The following is a 20,629-nucleotide window of genomic DNA, read 5'->3' on the forward strand; positions in this document are numbered from 1 at the left end:
CCGATGAGAGACAGATAGGGCGGATCGCTCGCCTGCAAGCACCGGATGATCGACGGTGACGGCGCAGAAAGCGACAGAGAAGGCCGGAGACAGGAGCGGCGACGGGCTGCCGATGCGGGAGCGGCTCCTGGCGCTCTGCGCCATGGCGCTCGCCATCTCCATGGCGGTGCTCGACGGGGCGATCGTCAACGTCGCCCTGCCGGTGATCGCCCGCGACCTCGACGTGCCGGCCTCCGAGGCGATCTTCGTCGTCAGCGCCTACCAGATCGCGGTCACCGCCGCCCTGCTGCCCCTCGCGACGCTCGGCGAAATTTGGGGCTACCGCCGGGTCTATCTCGGCGGTCTTGCCGTCTTCACCCTTGCCTCGCTGGCCTGCGCGGTCTCGCCGAACCTTGCGAGCCTCACCGCCGCGCGGGTCGCCCAGGGGCTGGGTGCCGCCGGGATCATGAGCGTCAACATCGCCCTGGTGCGTTTCATCTATCCGAGCCGACTGATCGGGCGCGGCGTCAGCAACGTCGCGCTCATCGTGGCGGTGGCGTCGGCCGCCGGTCCGACGGTCGCCGCCGCGATCCTCTCGGTCGCAACCTGGCCCTGGCTGTTCCTCGTCAACCTGCCGGTCGGGCTCGTAGCGCTGGCGGTCGGCGCGCGGACCCTGCCGCGCACGCCCCGCTCCGCCCGGCGCTTCGACCTGCGCAGCGCAAGTCTCAACGCTCTGACCGTCGGCCTGCTGATCGTCGGCCTCGATGCCCTGGCCGATCCGGAGACCCGCGGGCTCGCCGTGGCCGCGATCGCCGCCTCGGTCGTGGTCGGCACCGTGTTCGTGCGCAGCCAGATCCGGCTCACAGCGCCGCTGCTCCCGCTCGACCTCCTGCGGATCCCGGCCTTCGCCCTGTCGATGGTGGCCTCGATCTGCTCCTTCGCGGCGCAGATGATCGCCTACGTCGCCCTGCCCTTCTACTTTCACGACGCGCTCGGTTTCTCGGAGACCCGAACCGGCTTCCTGATGACGCCGTGGCCGCTCTCCATCGCGGCGATGTCGCCCTTTGCCGGCCGGCTCGCCGACCGTTTCCCGCCGGGCCTGCTCGGCAGCCTCGGTCTCGTCCTGCTCGCCCTCGGCATGGCGGCGCTGGCCCTCCTGCCGGAGGCGCCCACCACCTTCGACATCGTCTGGCGACTGACGCTGTCGGGGATCGGGTTCGGGTTGTTCCAGTCACCCAACAACAAGGTCATCATCACCAGCGCGCCGCGGGAGCGCAGCGGCGGCGCCAGCGGGATGCAGGCGAGCGCCCGGCTCGTCGGCCAGTCCCTCGGCGCGGCGTTGGTCGCCGTGCTGTTCGGCCTCGTCCCCGGTGGCCCGGCGGGCGCCTTCGCGGTCACCCTGTGGTGCGCCGTCGCCCTGGCGCTGGCGGGCGCCCTGGCGAGCGGCCTGCGCCGGACGGGGCCCTGACCGCGCATCGGCGCTCAGCACCAAGCTCCGGCTCGCGCGTTATCGCTGGGACCAGGACGGTCGCGGCCAGCGGAGGCGGAGGATGGACATCGACCTGAAGGGGCGCAGCGCCCTCGTCACCGGCTCCACCGGCGGGATCGGCTACGCGGTGGCCCGCGAACTCGCCCGGCTCGGCGCCTACGTCGCCGTCAACGGTCGCACCGGTGAACGGGTGGAGGCGGCCATCGCGCGCCTGCGCGGCGAGGTGCCGGGGGCCGAGTTCATCGCCGGCATCGGTGATGTCGGCACCGAGGAGGGCGCGGGCGAACTCCTCGCCGCCCTGCCGCGGGTCGATATCCTGATCAACAATGCCGGCATCTTCGAGCCGAAGCCGTTCTTCGAGATCGCCGATGCCGAGTGGCGTCGCTTCTTCGAGGTGAACGTGATGAGCGGCATCCGCCTCGCGCGGGCCTACGGGCCCGGCATGGTCGAGCGCGGCTGGGGGCGGATCGTCTTCATCGCCAGCGAGTCTGGCGTCAACATCCCGCCCGAGATGGTCCATTACGGCATGACGAAGACGGCGCAGCTCGCGGTCTCCCGCGGCCTCGCCGAGACGGTGGGCGGCAGCGGCGTCACCGTCAACAGCGTGCTCCCCGGCCCGACCATGACCGAAGGTGTCGCCGATTTTCTCGAATCGATGGGCGGGGGCGAAGGCGATCTGGAGGCCAAGGGCCGCGCCTTCATCGCGGAGAACCGCCCGACCTCACTCCTGAAGCGCCTCGCGCAGCCGGAGGAGGTGGCGAACATGGTCGCCTATCTCTGCACGCCCGCCGCGAGCGCCACCACGGGGGCGGCCCTGCGGGTCGATGGCGGCGTGCTGCGCGGCATCACCTGAGGTTCACCGCTCCCGAGCCCACCGGATGTACGGGCCGGCCTGACCGGCGCCGTACTCCGAGGGACGGCCCGCGAACGGTTCCTTCAAATCAGGACTTCAGATGCGCGGCGAGGTGCTTGTTCATCTCGAACATCGAGCACTTGTCCTTGCCGAAGATCTTCTTGAGCTTGTCGTCGGCGAGAATCTCGCGCTTGTTCTCCGGGTTCTGGAGATTGTGCTTCTTGATGTGCTCCCACACCTTGCTGACGACTTCGCCGCGCGGCAGGGGATTGTCGCCGACGATGGCGGCGAGTTCGGGAGACGGCTTCAGGGGCTGCTGAAGCGCGTTGGGCTTGGTGCCGGAGGCGGCCTTCGTGGCGGTCTCCTTCTTCGGGGCACTCTTGGGCGCAGCCGCCTTCTTCTCCGTCGTCTTGGTAGCCATGGGTTCCCTCCGTCCTGCGGACCGGCGATTCGTGACACGAGGCCGAGCGGCATCGGGGCACTGAGGAGCAACAACTAAGCGGTGCCGCGCCCGTTCCAAGTGGAGAACAGCGACGCCGCCCTGTCCATCCACAGATCTGCGGACCTTTCCGCAGCCCAATCCACTGCCAGAGGGATTTTTTCGCGCCGACCGGGCCGGGCTCCGGCGATCCCGCCACTCGTCCCCGGCCCTAGCGGGAACCGTGCTGGCCGCCTCGCATTCCATCCCAACACCCGGATCACGGGCCTGTCGGAGGCCTGTCAGAAATATACTGGAGACGTGAATGCCGACGGATCTGCCCGAAGAGCGGGCCCTTCGAAAGCCGGGAACGCTGGAACTGGACCCGACATCCGGCGAGGGGGTCGCGACCGACGAGACCCCCCGGCTGATCGCCTCGGACAAGGTCGAGGGCACCCCGGTGTATGACAGCACCGGGCGCCACCTCGGCAGCGTTCACAATTTCATGGTCGACAAGGTGTCGGGGCAGGTCGCCTACGCCGTGCTGTCCTTCGGCGGCTTTCTCGGCTTTGGCGAGAACCACCATCCCCTGCCGTGGAACGCGCTGACCTACTCGGTCGAACTCGGCGGATACGTGATCGATATCGACCCCGCCGATCTCGAAGGCGCGCCGACCCAGGGGCCGGGCGAGAACCCGTTCGACGATCCGGGTTTCGGCGGACGCCTTAACGATCACTGGGGCGGCCGCAAGGCGCCGACCGCCTGAAGCGGCGGCGCTGCTGCGTTGGAATGCGCGTCAAAACGGCGATCGAGGAGCGCCAGCCTGAGGCCATCAGGTCGGAAACGCCCCCAGAAGCGGCTTAGAACTTGCCGCCGAGGCCGACATTGCCGCCCGCCCCCATCTGGGGGGTGAGGCCGCCGGAGCTGGACCGCGACGTCGTCTCGCCGTCGATCTCTTCGCGGCGGATGCGGCGCGGGCCATCATCGGCGGTGCGGCTTTCGCCGCGGATGTTCTTCGGCAGCTCCAGGGCGCGGGTCGGCGCGGCGGCGAGCGGGCGGCCGTCATCGTCGGTCTGGGCGCTGCGCAGGGGGCGGCCGGGCAGCGTGCCGCGGGCGGAGGGCGGCGGGCCGAGATCGGTTTCCGGCATCACGCCACCGCCGCCGCCGAGCGCCTGGCAGCCGCCAAGGCTCGCCGCAAGAAGCGCCGCGGCGCAGAGTCTCGACGGATCGAACATGCAGTCTTGTCCTCGTACCGACCGTTCCCGGCCACGGCTCGGCCGAGGGGACGGCCAAGGGTCGGGAACGTTAAGATTTCCTGCATCCGTCTAAGGCAGGGTTTGGGCGAAAACCAGACGGCCGTCGCCCGTGTCCACCCGGTTGCGGTGGGACCTTCGGAGCGGCCGGGGCGGCGTTTTTGCCCCATCCACAACTTCGCCGTGGTTGCCGGGCATGGACGATGCGTCCGCCCGCCCCATGACATCCGGGGAGCGCCGGCTCGCAGGGGCCAGCACGCGGATCTGTTTCGACTGTCGAGAGGGTGTAGAGGTGCTCAGACTGATCCGGCCGATCGTGACACCGGCGATCGCCCTCCTTGCCACGGCGGCCATGGCCGCGGACGGCTCCTCGGGCGACGCCGCGCCTCCCGCCGTGACCGCTCCGCCTCCGGCCGCAGCGACCGCACCGGCGCCGGCTGCGCCTGCGAATGGCTCCGTGACGCCATCCCAGGGGGGCGGCACCCCGGCCGTTGTGCTCGACACCCAGGATTATGAGAGCCTGCTCGGCAAGAGTGTGCGCGCCATGAACGGCGACGATCTCGGCCGGATCATCGACGTCATCATCGACCGCGACGGACGTCCCCGTGCCGCGATCATCGATTTCGGCGGCTTTCTCGGCGTCGGCTCCCGCAAGATCGCAGTGGATTGGCGCGTCCTGAAGTTCACCACCGAGGGCAAGGTCGGGCGCCTCACGCTCCAGCTCAACCGCAATCAGGTTCGCGTCTCGCCCGAATACAAATCCGGCGACCCGATCGTCGTGCTCGGGGCCGCCAGCCCGGGCGCCCCGAATAGCGGTGCCGCTGCCCCGCCGGAAGGTGACGCCTCAGTTGCGGCCGAGAAGCCTGCCGCCCCGTCCGACAAGGCCCCGGATCGGCCACCGGAGAAGACGCCGGACAAATGACGGCAAGCCCGGTGACGGAACGGCGCGCCTATCCAGCGCGCGAGCGCGACATTCATCGCAGCGACCTGCGCGAGCGCGGCGGCTCCCGTCCGGTCCGGCGCGCGGGCCGTCCGAGCACGCCGGGTCCCGCCGATCCGTCGCGCCGGGCGACCTACGGCCTCGACGCGTTCACCTTCTTCATCGCCAACCTGCAGACCGGGTTCGGGCCCTTCCTTGCCGTCTACTTCACCCAGCAGAAGTGGACGCAGTCGGATATCGGCCTCGCGCTCACTGTGGGCAGCCTCGTCAGCCTGCTCGGGCAGATGCCGGGCGGCGCCTTCGTCGATGCCTCTCGCTCGAAGCGCTTCGCCGCCGGCTTCTCGGCGTTCTGGGTCGGCGCGAGCGCGGTGATGCTGGCCGCGCTCCCCACCTATCTCGTCGTCATGCTCGCCATGGCGATCCACTCGGCGGCGAGCTGCGTTCTGACGCCGGCCATCGCCGCGATCTCCATCGGCCTCGTCGGCCATGCCCAGGCCGGCGAGCGGCTGGGGCGCAATGCGAGCTTCTCGGCGGTCGGCAACGCGCTCGGCGCCGCCGGCATGGGCGCGATCGGCTATTATCTCTCGAACAACGCGGTGTTCTATCTCGCGGGCGTGCTGGTGATCCCCGCCCTAGTGTCCCTCTCGTTCATTCCGTCGGGGCGCAGTGTGGACGCCGGCAGGCCCCGGCCCGCCGCCCAGGAACCGGAACCGCAACCGCGGGAGGCCGGCGGCATCTCGGCGCTCCTGAAGAACCGGGCGCTCCTTTGCTTTGCCGCCTGCATGGTGCTGTTCTTCCTGGCCAACGCCGCGATGCTGCCGCTGGTCGGCAGCGTCATGACCCTGCGCGCCAGCGAGACCGCCACGGCGCTGGTGGCGGCCTGCATCATGGTCCCGCAGGCGGTCCTGGCGCTCACCGCCCCTTTCGTCGGCCGCCTCGCGCAAAGCTGGGGACGCAAGCCGCTTCTCTTGATCGGCTTTGCGGCCCTACCCGTCCGCGGCCTGTTCTTCGCCTTCGTCAGCGATCCCTACTGGATGGTGGCGATCCAGGTCTTCGACGGCATCTCGGCCTCCGTCCTCGGCGTCATGGTCCCGCTGATCGTCTCCGACGTCACGCGGGGCACCGGGCGCTTCAACACCGCGCTCGGAGCGGTCGGGACCGGGATGGGCATCGGCGCCGCCCTCTCTACGGCGCTCGCCGGCTTAATGGCCGATGAGCTCGGCAGCCAGACCGCGTTCCTCGGGCTCGCCATCGTCGGCGCCGCCGGACTCGTCCTCGTCCTCCTGATCATGCCGGAGACGCGGCGCAGGAACGGGGACGAGGCACACGACCCGTCTTGACCTGCGCCGGCCGACGGGGTTGGAATCGTTTTTGCGCCGCACATCCGCTCGAGCGCGGTTCATCTTCGCCGAGCTACCCGGCGGAAAGCCGCGCGCGCTTGAAACATAAGGCGACGCTTCGCGTTGCGGTTAACGGGTGCCCTGTGCGCCCTCCAGCCACAATCGGCGCCCAGCGGGTCTGATCGAATCGGGACTGACGATCGCGATGGAAGATCTCTGCCAATACGCCAACAGACCGGGGGCCTTCGTCGGGCGCTATCTCAGGCGCCGGATCGTCCCGCATCTCGTGATTCTCTTCTCCGTGCTCGGTGCGGTGTCCTTCTCGGTCTCGACCGATTACGCGCTGAAGGGCGTGGTCGATGCCCTCGGCAAGGGGCCGAGCACGGGACAGGTCTGGACCGCTCTGGCGGTGCTGATCGGCTTCATCGCCGCCGACAACCTGCTCTGGCGCGTCGCGGCGCTAGTCGGGGCCTTCACCTTCGTCGGCGTGACCGGCGACATCCGCCGGGACCTCTTCCGACACATGACGGGCCACGCCCCGTCCTTCTTCGCGGACCGCCAACCCGGTACGTTGGCCTCGCGCATCACCGCGACGTCGAACGCGATCTTCACCGTCGAGAACATGTTCACGTTCAACGTGATGCCGCCCTGCGTCGCGGCCGTGCTCTCGATCATCTATATCGGCACCGTGAACCTCACGATGGCGCTCGTGCTCGCCGGCATCTTCGCCGCGGTCGTGCTGCTGATGTTCAAGATGGCGTCGGCCGGCAAGCCGCTGCACCACGACTTCGCCGCCAAGGCCGCGAGCGTCGATGGCGAGATGGTCGATCTCGTCGGCAACATGCCGCTGGTGCGTGCCTTCTCGGCGTTCAACCGCGAATTCGTGCGCTTCGACGGCACGATCGGCTCCGAGATGCGGGCGCGCCGCTCCTCGCTCCTCTACCTCGAGAAGCTGCGCATCACCCACGCCATCCTCACGGTGATCTCGATCCTCGGCCTGCTCTACTGGTCGATCAAGATGTGGGAGGCCGGTCAGGCCACCACCGGTCAGGTCGTCCTCGTCTGCACGCTCGGCATCCGCATCCTGGCCGCCACCCGCGACCTCGCCGTCGCCCTGGTGGACGCGACCCAGCACACCGCCCGCCTTTCGGAGGCGCTGCACACGCTGCTCCAGCCGCATGAGCTGGTCGATCATCCGGAGGCCGAGAAGCTCATCGGCCAGACCGGCGCCGAAATGCATTTCGACCACGTCGCTTTCAGCTATCCCGATGGCCGCACCGTCTTCTCCGATTTCGACCTGCTGATTCCGGCCGGTCAGACGGTGGGGCTGGTCGGCAAGTCGGGCGGCGGCAAGTCGACCCTGTTCTCGCTGATCCAGCGCTTCTACGAGGTGCAGGGCGGGCGCATCCTCATCAACGGACAGGACATCAACCGCGTCACGCAGGACAGCTTGCGCGAGGCGATCACGGTGGTGCCCCAGGACGTGTCGATGTTCCACCGCTCCCTGCGTGAGAACATCCGCTACGGCCGGCCCGATGCGACCGACGAGGAGGTCTGGAAGGCAGCCGAAGCCGCTCACTGCACCGACTTCATCCAGTCCCTGCCCGAAGGCTTCGACACCATCGTCGGCGACCGCGGCGTGAAGCTCTCCGGCGGTCAGCGCCAGCGCATCGCCATCGCCCGCGCCATCCTGAAGGACTCGCCGATCCTTTTGCTCGACGAGGCGACGTCGGCGCTGGACGCCGAGTCCGAGGAGGCGATCCGCGCCGCGCTGGCCAACCTGATGAAGGGCCGCACGGTGATCGCCATCGCGCACCGTCTCTCGACCCTGAAGGACTTCGACCGGATCGTCGTGCTGGAGGGCGGGCGCATCGTTCAGGACGGCTCGCCGGAGAAGCTGACCCATCTCGACGGCTTCTACCGCGAGCTGATGAAGAAGGAATCGATGTCGATGTCGCTCGCCGCGGCCTGACATTCGGACGGCTGCATCGCTGCCCATCGGCCGGGAGGGGTGCAAAAACCGGCCGGTGGATCGACATTGCTGTCATGAGGCCGGGCGGATCCCTCACCGCCCGGCCTTTTTTTTAATGCCGATCGAAGCCGGAGCGCGCCGTGGCCGAGCAGCAATTCGCCAGCGACAATTATGCCGGGATCTGCCCGGAAGCCCTCGCCGCGATGCAGGCAGCCAATGCTGGCCACGCCCCCGCCTATGGCGCCGATTCCTGGACGCAGGCCGCAGCCGACGGCTTCCGGCGGCTGTTCGAGACCGAGTGCGAGGTCTTCTTCGTCTTCAACGGCACCGCGGCCAACTCGCTGGCGCTGGCCTCGCTCTGCCAGTCCTATCACAGCGTGATCTGCGCCGACTCGGCGCATATCGAGACCGACGAATGCGGTGCGCCGGAATTCTTCTCCAACGGCTCGAAGCTGCTCACCGCTGCGACCGAGGACGGGAAGCTGACGCCCGAGATCGTGCGGACGATCTCGGCCAAGCGCACGGACATCCATTTCCCGAAGCCTCGGGCGGTGACGCTGACCCAATCGACCGAGACGGGGCGGGTCTACAGCCTCGACGAGATCGCGGCGATCTCCGCCGTCTGCCGCGCATCGGGCCTGCGCCTGCACATGGACGGCGCGCGCTTTGCCAATGCCTGCGCCTCGCTCGACGCGTCCCCAGCCGAGCTGACCTGGAAGGCCGGCGTCGACGTGCTGTGCTTCGGCGGCACCAAGAACGGAATGGCGGTGGGCGAGGCCGTGATCTTCTTCGACCGGCAACTCGCGGAGGATTTCGACTATCGCTGCAAGCAGGCGGGCCAGCTCGCCTCGAAGATGCGCTACCTCTCGGCGCCCTGGGTCGGCATGCTGGAGAGCGGGGCGTGGCTCGACAATGCCCGCCACGCCAACGACTGCGCCCAACGGCTGGTGCGGGGGATCGCCGATGTGCCGGGCATCTCGCTCGCGGCACCGGTCGAGGCCAACGGCGTGTTCCTGAACCTGCCCGTGCCGGTGCAAGAGGCTTTGCGCGCCCGCGGCTGGCAGTTCTACGGCTTCATCGGCGGGGCGTCCCGCTTCATGTTCGCCTGGGATTCAGAGCCGGCGCGGGTCGATGCCCTGGCGCAGGACATCCGTCTCTGCGCCCTGCCCGCGGCGGCGTGATGATCCGGGATTCAGAGCACTATTGTTGGACGTGATAGAGCGCCGTCCCGAAGGTGATTGCCGGCTCTCTGATAAAGATGATGCAAAACAAACGGGTAAGGCGTCGCTGTGGATCAGGTATCCAGGGTGATACTCTTGCAGGGATGCGGCGCGACCGCTGCCGTGAACCGCAGTTGGCCCCGTTGCGGGCGCTCAGCCGGTTCCCCCGGATCGGGTAAGTGCCGCCTCGCTCGACGGTCGCCCGGAGGCAGGGACACGGCACCTGCCCCAGTCAGGCGGAGTATCTGATGATGTGGAGACTGCGCTTGACCGCCGCGTAGGTTGCTCAAGTCGACCTTGGCCGTGTGATTTTCGAGCAGCTCTTCGACAGGTTGGATGGAGACAGGGCGGAATCACAGCAGGATCCCGAAAGGACAGGTCATGGCCGTCGCAAATGCCGCGCAGCTAGATGGAATCACGTTCCTTACCGGTGTGAATGAAAATGGCGAGATCGTCCCTGATACATATTACACTTATAATTCACTAATCGGCGGGAATAGGGTGTTCCTGAACAAGTGGTACAATGACCAAGATGGTAATCCGCTTGCGCCCACAAGTGTCGCAGGAACTCCTGGTGGTACTGTTATCTATTCTTTTAGTGCCGATCTTGGTCCTCGATCGCGATTAGCATATGCAAATAGCCTAAAACTCTGGTCCGACATCGCTGACATAGAATTCAGAGAGATTTCTGATACGACGCGGTCGAATATTCAATTTTTGACAGAAGAAGTGACGGAAGGTTATACGTTTATCCCAAATAATGGAATTAGGATTGCGGGGACCGGGCAGACGGATATCCCGTCTCAGACCTCTCCAAACGCTCTCGGCGGCCAAGCGCAAATTGCACTCAGGGGGTCGGATGATTCCTTTAGCAGCCTGGACCCGATCTATGCTGGCACATTCTCGAATGTAACGCACGAACAAGGGCACATTCTCGGCCTTGGTCATTCCGGTGCATACAACGGGGCCGACAGCCCGAAGGAATCGCAGAGGAGTCCGTACGATACGCATTTGTATTCGATCATGTCTTACTTCAGTGCTGACGACCCGACGACCAAGTATTATGATCAGTCGCCGAATCCTGGTACGGTATATGGAAAAGAACCGCAGACGCCAATGGTGCTCGACATCAAGGCGATGCAGAGACTTTATGGTGTCTCAAAGAGTAGTACCTTTGCGGGTGGTCAGACTTACGGATTCAATGCCAATATCGTTGGGGCGAGTGGAAGCTTCTATGATTTTGCGGTCAATCAAGACCCTATTGTTACCATTTACAACAATGGTGTAAAAAATACTATTGATTTGTCGGGATATTCGACCAACTCCACTGTCGATCTTAGGCCTGGGACATTCACGAGCGCGAGTGCGAATGGTCTGCTTCGAAACAACATCGCGATTGCCTTGGACACGCGCATCGACAACGCAGTGGGTGGGGCCGGTGATGACACGTTCCGTACCAATGGCAACGGGAACACGATCGATGGTGGTGACGGCAACGACATCGTCATTATCAGTGGGGACCAGACGAATTACGCGATCAATCTCAAAGAGGGTGGTAACATCGAGGTCGTGAACCTTCGCGACGGCGTCACCGACCGGCTCACCAGCATTGAATCGATCCAGTTCGAGGCCCCCGTCTGCTTCACCACCGGCACTCTGATACGGACGATGCACGGTGATGTTCCCATCGAGGAGCTGGCACTGCACGATCGGGTTGTCACGGCCTCTGGTGGGTTGCGGCCAATCGTCTGGATCGGTCAGCGGGAGGTGAAGTGTACCCCCCATACCGCTCCGGTTCGCGTGCTTGCCGGCGCTTTCGGTCCTGACGTGCCTATGCGCGACCTCTATCTTTCGCCTGGTCATCCCGTTCTCATCGGCGCCGACGACGACAACGAGGGGGGTGTGCTCGTGCCGGTCATGTGTCTCATCAACGGCACCTCGATCGTTCGTACGCTCCGGAGCAAGGTCACCTACTGGCACATCGAACTCGATACGCACGACATACTGCTTGCAGAAGGCCTATTGGCCGAGAGCTACATTGATGGGGGCGACCGTGCGTTCTTCGTGGAAGCGTCGGATCATGCCCTACAGAATCCCGACTTCGTACCTCCGGGCTGGCACAACCGGTGTCGCCCTATCATGACCGAGGGGTCGATTGTGGAGGTGGAGCGCGCGCGCATCGGCCAGATGTTCACGAGCTTGCTCGATCGGCATTCGTGCTGGTCCGAAATGCTGCCGGAACTCTATGCGGAACCGTATCAGATGAGATAAGAAATTGTCGCTGCCATAGCACTTGCGCCGAGTGCGATCACGATCGAGCTGACAAGTGCCGAGCTTGTCAGCTTTGGCTCACGCGTAGGTGCCTCAGTATAACCGAAGGCCTGGCCTGCGGCCTGTTCCAGGCGCATGAGGGAGAGGTGACGCGCTTGGGCGGCGGTGGGGGTCATCGGCGTGGCTCCCTTAAGGTCAAGCTGACCGTGGTGAGGTAACGTCCGGAAACCGTCTTCTGTTCCCAACGCCATCCTGGGCTGCGCCCCCTTAACGTTTCGCTGCCTTGTTTCAGCCGCAGGATTGCCGCCCCCCACAGGCTTCGTGAGGCTGTCTTAACCATCCGCCCGCATCACTGTGATGACAACGCGCCGGGCTCGGCAGGACCGTCGGACTTCGAACGCGGCCGGCCGTCGTGGTACTGCGACCGGCAGAAGCAGACAGAAGGCTTTTTGTTTCCTGTTTGTTCCACTACATTGAGGGTATGAAGAGCCATGCAGCCCGTCTCCGACCCGATTCGAGGAGCCGTCGCGTGAGCGATCCGGCACGCGACCTGTTCGGGCCCGGTGCCAAGCCTCCCGCCGCGGAGGCCGAGCGCCGCCGCCGTCTCACTCCCGTGGCCCCGTCGCCGGCGCCCGCGCCGGAAACGGCGGAGGCGGGTTACGACGCCTCAACGATCGAGGTGTTGGAGGGGCTGGAGCCGGTACGGCGCCGGCCGGGCATGTATATCGGCGGCACCGACGAGCGGGCGCTGCACCACCTCTTCGCCGAGGTGATCGACAACTCCATGGACGAAGCGGTCGCGGGCCATGCGAGCTTCATCGAGGTGGAGCTGGAGGAATCGGGCTCGCTCGTCGTCACCGATAACGGCCGCGGCATCCCGGTCGATCCGCACCCGAAATTCCCGGGCAAGTCCGCGCTCGAGGTCATCATGACCACGCTGCACGCGGGTGGGAAGTTCGACTCGAAGGTCTACGAGACTTCCGGCGGCCTGCACGGCGTCGGCATCTCCGTCGTCAACGCGCTCTCGGACGTGCTCGAGGTCGAGGTCGCCCGCAACCAGACCCTCTACCGGCAGTGCTTTTCCCGCGGCCATGCGCAGGGAAGCCTGAAAACGATCGGGCGGGTGCAGAACCGGCGCGGCACGCGGGTGCGCTTCCACCCCGACGCGCAGATCTTCGGCTCGCTGCGGTTCGACCCGCGCCGCCTGTTCAAGATGGCCCGTTCCAAGGCCTACCTGTTCGGCGGCGTCGAGATCCGCTGGCGCTGCGCCCCGGCCCTGCTCGAAGGGCTGGAGGATGTGCCGGCGGAGGCCGTGCACCGCTTCCCCGGCGGGCTCTCGGACTATCTCACCCGCGACATCGAGGGGAAGGAGCTCGTCCTCGACTCGATCTTCTCGGGCAAGATCACCAAGCCCGGCTCGCACGGTTCGCTCGAATGGGCGGTCGCCTGGACGGTGGCCGATGACGGCGTCTCGCATTCCTACTGCAACACGATCCCGACGCCGGAGGGGGGCACCCACGAGGCGGGCCTGCGCGTCGCGTTGCTGCGGGCGCTACGCGAGCATGCCGAGCGCGTGAACCAAGCCAAGCGCATGACGGCGGTGACCACCGACGACGTGATGGCGACCTGCGCCTCGATGCTCTCGGTCTTCATCCGCGAGCCGGAATTCCAGGGTCAGACCAAGGACAAGCTCGCGACGGTGGAGGCCTCCCGCATCGTCGAGACGGCGGTGCGCGATGCCTTCGACCACTGGCTCGCCGCCTCGCCCGCCCAGGCCAACAAGCTGCTCGACTGGGTGATCGACCGGGCGGAGGAGCGCCTGCGCCGCCGCCAGGAGAAGGAGGTCGCTCGCAAGAGCGCCACCCGCAAGCTGCGCCTGCCCGGCAAGCTCGCCGATTGCTCGGCCGCCGGCACGGTGGGCTCGGAGATCTTCATCGTCGAGGGCGACTCGGCCGGCGGTTCCGCCAAGCAGGCCCGCGACCGCGCCACGCAGGCCGTGCTGCCGCTGCGGGGCAAGATCCTGAACGTGGCCTCGGCCAGCCGCGACAAGCTCGGCGCCAACCAGCTCATCTCGGACCTGACGCTGGCCCTCGGCTGCGGCACCGGCGCGAACTTCCGCGAGGCGGACCTTCGCTACGACCGGGTCATCATCATGACCGACGCGGATGTGGACGGCGCCCACATCGCTTCGCTCCTCATCACCTTCTTCTACCGGCAGATGCCCAAGCTCATCGACAAGGGGCATCTCTACCTCGCGATCCCGCCGCTCTACCGGATCAGCCAGGGCGCGAAATCGGCCTATGCCCGCGACGACGCGGACAAGGAGCGGATCATCAAGACCGTGTTCAAGAACGGCAAGGTCGAGATCGGCCGCTTCAAGGGCCTCGGCGAGATGATGCCAGCGCAGTTGAAGGAAACGACGATGGACCCGAAGAAGCGCACATTGCTGCGCGTCGCGATCCTCGACGAGGCGCGGGAATCGACCGGCGACACGGTGGAGCGCCTGATGGGCAACAAGCCCGAGGCGCGCTTCGCCTTCATCACCGAGCGGGCGTCGTTCGCGGACGGGACGGAGTTGGACATCTGATCCGCTCCGGCCTCGCGACGGGCGGAACGGCCTGTCGCGATCGATGCGCGCGAAAGTACCCTCCCCGTCAGCCCGCCCCGTCCGAGCAGGTCAGGAGGGTGAGCGGATAGCGCCGCATGTTACGATCCTCCGACAGGAGCGTCGCGCCTTCCGCCATCGCTTGCGCGATGAGCAGGTGATCGAACGGATCGCGGTGGTCCGACAGGCGCGGCAGGCCAGCCAGCGTCGTGAGATGGGCCGGGTCGATCGGCAGGATCGTGAAACCCTGCTGCCCCATCGCCGTCACGATCGCATCGATCTCGGCGACGAGCTTCCCGATCCGAACCTTGACGACGATCTCCCAGAGCGAGACGGCGCTGACCAGGACGCTGATATGCGGATCAGCGATCAACGCCCGCGCCTGCCGTTCCAGCCGCGGGTCGTCGCTCAATCACCAGAGCAGAGCGTGCGTATCGAGGAGGAGCCTCACTCCGCCTCGCCCTCCATCGCCGCGAGGAGATCGGGCGGGAGAGCGTCGAAGTCGGGTGCCATGCGGATCTTGCCCCGCAGAGCGCCCGGTTGGCGTGCGAGGCGGGGTGGGACTGCGGGCGGCCGCAACTCGGCGAGAACTTCGTCGCGGGACATGATGAGGAACGAGCGTCCCTCCCGGACCTGACGCAGAAAACCGGCCATATTGCCCCGGAACTCGCGCACGCCGACCCGATGCGGTTCCGGTGTGTCGCCCGGCTTCGGTTCGCTCATCGCGGCACCTCAGGATCGTCAGTGTACGCAATCTGTGTACGCAATCTGTGTACGCTGACGATGTGCCGTCATGCCAGATCCCGCTTCGCCGAACTCCGGCATGACGGATGCGGCCGAATCAGGCCGGCTCGGCCATCGCCCGCTCCGTGATCTCCACGATCCGCCCGTCCGCCAAGTGCAGCACCCGGTCGGCGGCGCCGAAGTAGCGGTCGTCGTGGCTGATGACGATGAGGGTTCGTCCGGCGCGGCGCAGGTCCGGCAGAAGCTCCTCGTAGAAGCGGCGGCGGAAGGTCGGATCCTGCTCCGCCGCCCACTCGTCCAGCACGAGGACCGGGCGTCCTTCGAGAGCCGCCTGGACCAGGGCGAGGCGCTTGCGCTGGCCGGTCGAGAGGTCGGTGGTGGAGAAGCGCCCCTCGCTGACATCGACCTTCTCGGCGAGAGCGAGCCGTTCCAGCAGGGGCCGGGCGGCTTCCGGGCCGGTGCCTTCGGCGGGGATCAGTTCGTCGAACAGGTGGTAGTCGAAGAAGATTGCCGAGAAGTGCTGGCGGTAGGCGTCGCGCGTCTGCGCCGTCACCGGCACGCCGTCGAGCAGGATCTCCCCGGCTTGCGGCGGGTAGAGGCCGAGCAGCAGCTTGATCAGCGTCGTCTTGCCCGAGCCGTTCTCGCCGACGATGAACAGGATCTCGCCGGCCCGGATCGTCAGGTCGAGCGGGCCGAGGGCGAAGGGGGCCTTGTCGCCGGCCGCCGGGAAGCCGTGGCTGACGCCGCGCAGGGTGATCGCGCGGATACGGCGGGCCGGCTCCGACGGCATGGCGGTGAGAAGCCCGGCTTCCGCCTCCGCTCCCTCCTCCGCGAACTCGGCGATGCGCCGATAGGCCACGCGGGCCTCCCCGATCACCGGCACGAAGTGGATCAACTGCCCGATCGGCGCCTGGATATAGAGCAGCACGAGCACGAAGCCGGAGAGTTCGGCGCCGCTGATGCCGGCCAGAACCTTGTAAGCGATGAGACCGGCGAACAGCAGGAAGTTGGTCGATTGGCTCAGCATCGACAGCGACTGCTGGATGACGGCGATCCGCGTCATCAGCTGGCGCGACCGCTCGATACAGGCCTTGAGCGCAACGTCGCGGAGATGAAGCCGGCGTCCGCGGCTGATGCGCAGCTCTTTCGCCGCCTCGGTCAGGGTGAGGTAATGCTTCTGGGTCGCCTCGCGGTTTTTGCGGGACTCCTCGAAGTACCGGAGCATGTTCCGGCGCAGGGCGTTCGCGCCGAGGCCCTCGAGGATCAGGACCGTCGCCGTCACCGCCGAGAGGGCGGGTGACAGAAAGATCATGTAGGCGCCGCAGCCGATCAACGTCCCGCCCGCGACCACGATCGGCGAGAGAAACGCGATGGCCGTGAAGATGGTGCTGACGTCGCCCTGGAGCGAGGCGAGCAGCTTGTGCTTGCCGAGGCGCTCGATCCGTTCGATCGGCGCGGTCAGGATCTTGTCGGTGAGGTCGCGGCTGAGCGCCGCCTGGATGCGTCCGCCCGCATAGGCATTGCCGAGGCTGGCTGCGAAGGTGCCGATGACGCTCAAGGCCGCGAACCCGGCAAAGGCCAGCAACACGCCGTCGGCGAGCCCACCCTCGCCGTAGAAGGCCTCGTTGATCTTGGCGAGCGCCGCGGCGGTGGCGAGCCCGCCGACGGAACCAAGGGCCGTCGCGACGGCGACCAGCGGCCAGACCGACCGCAGCAGCCGGATCGCGTCATGCCTGAAATGACGAAGGATTGCGCCGTCCTGCCCCATGCTTGCCGATTCCTCTAAGCAAGGTCAGCGCCTGATGCGATGACCGGGGTATTGGCAATAAGGACAGGTTTGGTGGCGGTGAAATGCCGATCCGGCACAGGTCACCCATCATCAGAATGGGTTTTACAAATTCTCGCTTCGACGATATTTGGATGACAGACGTGATTCGCCGACACGACCGACTTCGGGTGTCGCGCTGAAGGCCAGCGATCTACGCCTTCGCCCCCACGCTCACCACCGGCGTCGCCTCGCGGTCTCCCACGATCATGATGAGCATGTTCTGCGCCATGCTCGCGCGGCCCTGATCGTCGAAGACGATGCCGGCATGGCCGTCCTCCGGCTGTTCCAGCCGCGCGATGGTGTCGCGCACGATGGCGACCGCGCCCTCCACGATCTGGCGGCGGGCCGCGATGATGGCCCCGGCCTGCTGGCGCTTGAGCATCGCCCCCGCGATTTCCGGTGCATAGGCGAGATGGGTGATCCGCACATCCTCCACGACCACGCCCGCCACCGCGACGCGCTGGCCGAGTTCGGTGATCAGGTCGGCATGGATGGCGTCGCGGTCGGCCCGGAGCGAGGCGACGCGGGTGGCCTTCTCCGCAAGCCGGCGCTTGGCGTCACCCGCTTCGTCGCCGACATTCTCCGCCTCCTCGTGATCGTAGGGCCGGGTCGAGGCGATGTTGCGCAGGGCCGCCTCCGCTTGGAGCGAGACGAAGTCGTGGTAGCTGCCGACGTCGAAGGTGGCGCGCGCGGCATCCTGCACCCGCCAGATCGCGGCCGCGGCGATGGTGATCGGGTTGCCCATCAGGTCGTTGACGGTGATGATCTTGGTCTCCTGCGCCTCGGTCGCGAGCGAGACCCTAGCCACCGCCGTCAGCGGGTTGCGCCACCAGAAACCGTCGCGGGCGATGGTGCCGTGATAGCGCCCGAACAGGGTCAGCACCGCGGCCTGCCGCGGCTTGAGGGTAATGAGCCCGGCCAGCAGCACGAGCCCGGCGACCAGCGCCACCACCGAGACCAGCAAGAATGCGGGGCCGACGCTGCCGCGGCCGAGCACCAGCACGCCGCCGCCGAGGAAGGTCAGGGCCGCCAGCACGAGGCAGGGGATGGCGATGAAGAGCGCCACCCAGCCGTTGAGGGCGCGGTAGGGCACATCCTGCGTGACGCTCGCTCCGACCATGCTCGCTTGTCCCTTTCGCTTCCGTCGCTCTGAAGCTTAAGGACGCGGCGCGTGCAATCCCAGAGCGCCTTTCGACGAAGTGGTGGCCGGTTCGTCGGAAGAATGCGCGATAAAGCAGAAACCTAGAGACGCCGGCCTGATGCAATCAGGTCGGATACGGCACTCGCGCGATGCCGGCATCGTCACGGCGAGCGCTCACGATCATGATGCCGGGCCGGTGCGGCGCACCATATCGGCGGCACCGAAGGGTTGATGCGGACGGAGGACCCCGTTGAGCGAACCTCGAAAACAACTCCATCTCGGCGCCTTCATGCGCCCGATCGGCATCCACACCGCTTGGTGGCGCTATCCCGGCGGCTTTCCCGACGCGAACTTCAACCTCGACCACCTCGTGCGCTTCGCCCGCACCCTGGAGGCCGCCAAGTTCGACGCCTTCTTCATGGCCGACCATCTGGCGGTGATGAACATGCCGATGGAGGCGCTGAAGCGCTCGGCCACCGTCACCTCGTTCGACCCGCTGACGCTGCTGCCGGCGCTGGCCATGGTGACGGAGCGGATCGGGCTGATCGCCACCGCCTCCACCACCTACAACGAGCCCTACCATGTGGCCCGCAAGTTCGCCTCGCTCGATCACATCTCGAAGGGCCGCGCCGGCTGGAACCTCGTCACCTCCGGCAACCCGGACGAGGCGCTGAATTTCGGCCGCGACGCGCATCTCGACCACGCCACCCGCTACGCCCGCGCCCGCGAGTTTTTCGAGGTCGTCACCGGGCTCTGGGATTCCTGGGCCGACGACGCCTTCCTCCGCGATGTCGAGCAGGGGCTGTTCTTCGACCCCGAAAAACTCCGCACCCTGAACCACCACGGCGAATTTCTGAAGGTGAAGGGGCCGCTCAACGTCGCGCGGCCGGTTCAGGGCTGGCCGGTGATCGTGCAGGCCGGCGCCTCCGAGGCCGGGCGCCAGATCGCGGCGGAGACCGCCGAGATGGTGTTCGGCTCATCCTCGTCGCTGGAAGCCGGGCAAACATTCTACGCCGACGTGAAGGGGCGGATGGCGGCGGCCGGCCGGTCCCGCGACGCTTTGAAAATCCTGCCGGGCGCCTTCGTCGTGGTCGGCGGCACGGTAGAGGAGGCGAAGGAGAAGAAGGCGCGGCTCGATGCGCTGGTGCCGGTCGAGAGCGGGCTTGCCAACCTCTCGGTCCGTCTCGGCACGGATGCCACCGGCTTCGACCTCGACGCGCCGCTCCCCGAGATTCCGGAATCGAATGCCAGCAAGAGCGGCCAGGCGCAGATCGTGGACTATGCCCGCCGCACGGGGGCGACGGTGCGCGAACTCGCCCGCCGCGTCGGCGGCTATGGCGGGCTCACCTTCGTCGGCACGCCGGAGCAGATCGCCGACCGGATGGGGGAATGGCTGGAGGGGGACGCCTGCGACGGCTTCAACGTTATGTTCCCCTTCCTGCCGGAGGGGCTCGACGATTTCTGCGCGGGCGTGGTGCCCGAACTCCAGCGGCGTGGCCTATTCCGGACGGAATACGAGGGCACGACCCTGCGCGACCATCTCGGCCTGAAGCGGCCGGGCAACCGCTTTTTCGAGACGTGAAAGCCTCCCCGCCGAACCCGTGAGGGTCCCGCGGGGAGGCTTTCGGCGCGGCTCAGCGCCGGTTCGTCATCCCGTAGATCGCGAAGCCCACGAGCGCCGCGAGGCCGAGAGTGAGCAGGCGGTTGCTGCCGAGTGTGTCGGCGGCGGCCCAGCCGGTGCTCTTGGCACTCTCGATCACGGCGCGGCCCCGCAGGATGCGCGCGGCCCGCTGCCGGTTGGCTTCCCGCGTCGGCAGATGGACGATGTAGGTGTCGCCCTCGCGGTCGATATCGATGCTGTTGCGGGCGAACCCCGCCCGCACGAGGCGGTCCTTGGCGGCGTGGGCCGCTTCACGGCTCGTGAAGTCGGCTTCGACGCTGACGGTCTCCTGGGACATGTCTCCTCCTCGATTGGCGTGGGGATGTGCCGCTCGCGATCCGTTCGCCGCGAACCGTCGCAGGACGGTCGAGGGCGCGCGGTTTGTGAGGCACTCCAAGCGGGAGGAGCAATCCGGGCCTGCCCTTCACGGTTCCGAGAGAAGGATCACGCCGCCTCGGCTTCGCAGGCATCGATCCGCACGGCGCCGTCGGCCGTCAGCGAACAGATCACCGCCGTTCCGTCGTCGAGCGCGAAAGCATGGAACAGGCGGCGCTCGAGTTCTTCGAGCCCCTCGCCGGGTAGTTCTGCGATTTCGCCCCGCGCCCGTTCTTCGAGAGCGGGAAGAACACCACTTCTCTCGGCGATTTCCTGCGCGGATTGCGTCAGAACGATATCGAAAGACATGGCCGTCTCCCTGTTACGACGCCGGTCAAGACTTGTCCGATCCCCGCGAAGACAGGACTCTCTTGCGACTTTTTTGGGGCAGCCGTTTTAGGTTGGGGAAAACGTTCGACAGGTCAACGACTTGGCGTGGGACTACAACCGGGCGGCCGATCGTGGCGGGCGGGCCGGAACGGTTGAGGACGGGCAGATGGCGGGATCGGAGCGCAGACCTCCCGCCCGGCTGAACGTGGCC

The 20,629-nt window shown here is 66.8% G+C and carries 19 protein-coding genes; 10 read left to right on the forward strand and 9 right to left on the reverse strand.

Features of this window, described 5'->3' with window-relative positions; translation table 11 throughout:
- Positions 1–112 precede the first annotated feature (112 nt).
- Complete coding sequence (locus ASF53_RS07930; protein ID WP_056196640.1) at positions 113–1,447, forward strand: MFS transporter; 1,335 nt, start codon at positions 113–115, stop codon at positions 1,445–1,447.
- Positions 1,448–1,529: 82 nt separating this feature from the next.
- Entirely contained in the window at positions 1,530–2,321 is a 792-nt protein-coding gene (locus tag ASF53_RS07935; RefSeq protein WP_056196643.1) for an SDR family NAD(P)-dependent oxidoreductase, read from the forward strand.
- 88 nt (positions 2,322–2,409) lie between these two features.
- On the opposite strand, the gene ASF53_RS07940 is transcribed toward ASF53_RS07935, so the two are convergent.
- Positions 2,410–2,742 (reverse strand): SWIB/MDM2 domain-containing protein, encoded by a 333-nt coding sequence (locus tag ASF53_RS07940; RefSeq protein ID WP_003597961.1) that lies wholly within the window; start codon positions 2,740–2,742, stop codon positions 2,410–2,412.
- Positions 2,743–3,064: 322 nt separating this feature from the next.
- Here ASF53_RS07940 and ASF53_RS07945 point away from each other — a divergent pair, with 322 nt between their 5' ends.
- Positions 3,065–3,505 (forward strand): PRC-barrel domain-containing protein, encoded by a 441-nt coding sequence (locus ASF53_RS07945; protein WP_056196645.1) that lies wholly within the window; start codon positions 3,065–3,067, stop codon positions 3,503–3,505.
- 94 nt (positions 3,506–3,599) lie between these two features.
- On the opposite strand, the gene ASF53_RS07950 is transcribed toward ASF53_RS07945, so the two are convergent.
- A complete protein-coding gene (locus ASF53_RS07950) occupies positions 3,600–3,974 on the reverse strand; it encodes a hypothetical protein (protein ID WP_056196648.1) in 375 nt (124 codons plus the stop codon).
- Between the two features lie 310 nt (positions 3,975–4,284).
- On the opposite strand from ASF53_RS07950, the gene ASF53_RS07955 reads away from it, so the two are divergent.
- The 5 genes from ASF53_RS07955 to ASF53_RS24810 all read left to right on the forward strand — a co-directional run bounded on the left by ASF53_RS07955 (position 4,285) and on the right by ASF53_RS24810 (position 11,735).
- Positions 4,285–4,914: a PRC-barrel domain-containing protein gene (locus ASF53_RS07955; protein ID WP_056196652.1), complete on the forward strand. Its 630-nt coding sequence runs from the start codon at positions 4,285–4,287 to the stop codon at positions 4,912–4,914.
- Positions 4,911–6,272 carry an MFS transporter gene (locus ASF53_RS07960; RefSeq protein ID WP_056196655.1) on the forward strand — a complete coding sequence of 454 codons (1,362 nt, stop codon included), beginning with the start codon at positions 4,911–4,913 and terminating at the stop codon, positions 6,270–6,272. Before ASF53_RS07955 ends, ASF53_RS07960 begins: the two co-directional genes overlap by 4 nt.
- Positions 6,273–6,477: 205 nt before the next feature.
- Positions 6,478–8,244, forward strand: coding sequence for an ABC transporter ATP-binding protein (locus tag ASF53_RS07965; protein WP_056196659.1), 1,767 nt, complete (start codon positions 6,478–6,480; stop codon positions 8,242–8,244).
- Positions 8,245–8,384: 140 nt separating this feature from the next.
- Positions 8,385–9,425: a threonine aldolase family protein gene (locus ASF53_RS07970; protein WP_056196662.1), complete on the forward strand. Its 1,041-nt coding sequence runs from the start codon at positions 8,385–8,387 to the stop codon at positions 9,423–9,425.
- A gap of 420 nt (positions 9,426–9,845) precedes the next feature.
- The gene (locus tag ASF53_RS24810) at positions 9,846–11,735 is read left to right on the forward strand and encodes a Hint domain-containing protein (protein ID WP_082482577.1); all 1,890 of its coding nucleotides are present in this window, start codon (positions 9,846–9,848) and stop codon (positions 11,733–11,735) included.
- On the opposite strand, the gene ASF53_RS24815 is transcribed toward ASF53_RS24810, so the two are convergent.
- Complete coding sequence (locus ASF53_RS24815; protein ID WP_082482579.1) at positions 11,723–11,911, reverse strand: hypothetical protein; 189 nt, start codon at positions 11,909–11,911, stop codon at positions 11,723–11,725. The genes ASF53_RS24810 and ASF53_RS24815 overlap by 13 nt on opposite strands.
- 353 nt (positions 11,912–12,264) lie before the next feature.
- Between ASF53_RS24815 and parE the strand changes: the two genes are divergently transcribed.
- Positions 12,265–14,322 carry a DNA topoisomerase IV subunit B gene (gene parE, locus ASF53_RS07980; protein ID WP_056196664.1) on the forward strand — a complete coding sequence of 686 codons (2,058 nt, stop codon included), beginning with the start codon at positions 12,265–12,267 and terminating at the stop codon, positions 14,320–14,322.
- 67 nt (positions 14,323–14,389) lie between these two features.
- Here parE and ASF53_RS07985 read toward each other — a convergent pair whose 3' ends face one another.
- The 4 genes from ASF53_RS07985 to ASF53_RS08000 all read right to left on the reverse strand — a co-directional run bounded on the left by ASF53_RS07985 (position 14,390) and on the right by ASF53_RS08000 (position 18,032).
- Positions 14,390–14,752, reverse strand: coding sequence for a type II toxin-antitoxin system VapC family toxin (locus ASF53_RS07985; protein WP_056196667.1), 363 nt, complete (start codon positions 14,750–14,752; stop codon positions 14,390–14,392).
- Between the two features lie 35 nt (positions 14,753–14,787).
- Positions 14,788–15,063: a hypothetical protein gene (locus tag ASF53_RS07990; protein ID WP_056196669.1), complete on the reverse strand. Its 276-nt coding sequence runs from the start codon at positions 15,061–15,063 to the stop codon at positions 14,788–14,790.
- 118 nt (positions 15,064–15,181) lie between these two features.
- Complete coding sequence (locus ASF53_RS07995) at positions 15,182–16,852, reverse strand: cyclic peptide export ABC transporter (RefSeq protein ID WP_056196673.1); 1,671 nt, start codon at positions 16,850–16,852, stop codon at positions 15,182–15,184.
- Between the two features lie 211 nt (positions 16,853–17,063).
- Positions 17,064–18,032: an SPFH domain-containing protein gene (locus tag ASF53_RS08000; protein WP_056196676.1), complete on the reverse strand. Its 969-nt coding sequence runs from the start codon at positions 18,030–18,032 to the stop codon at positions 17,064–17,066.
- 271 nt (positions 18,033–18,303) lie between these two features.
- On the opposite strand from ASF53_RS08000, the gene ASF53_RS08005 reads away from it, so the two are divergent.
- Complete coding sequence (locus ASF53_RS08005; RefSeq protein ID WP_056196679.1) at positions 18,304–19,635, forward strand: LLM class flavin-dependent oxidoreductase; 1,332 nt, start codon at positions 18,304–18,306, stop codon at positions 19,633–19,635.
- A 52-nt stretch (positions 19,636–19,687) separates the two neighbouring features.
- Here the strand turns inward: ASF53_RS08005 and ASF53_RS08010 are convergent, their stop codons facing one another.
- A complete protein-coding gene (locus ASF53_RS08010) occupies positions 19,688–20,011 on the reverse strand; it encodes a hypothetical protein (protein ID WP_003597981.1) in 324 nt (107 codons plus the stop codon).
- A gap of 146 nt (positions 20,012–20,157) precedes the next feature.
- The gene (locus ASF53_RS08015) at positions 20,158–20,397 is read right to left on the reverse strand and encodes a hypothetical protein (protein ID WP_056196682.1); all 240 of its coding nucleotides are present in this window, start codon (positions 20,395–20,397) and stop codon (positions 20,158–20,160) included.
- Positions 20,398–20,629: the final 232 nt, after the last annotated feature.

Origin of the sequence: Methylobacterium sp. Leaf123, assembly GCF_001423405.1 — a bacterium.
Taxonomy (GTDB): Bacteria; Pseudomonadota; Alphaproteobacteria; order Rhizobiales; family Beijerinckiaceae; genus Methylobacterium.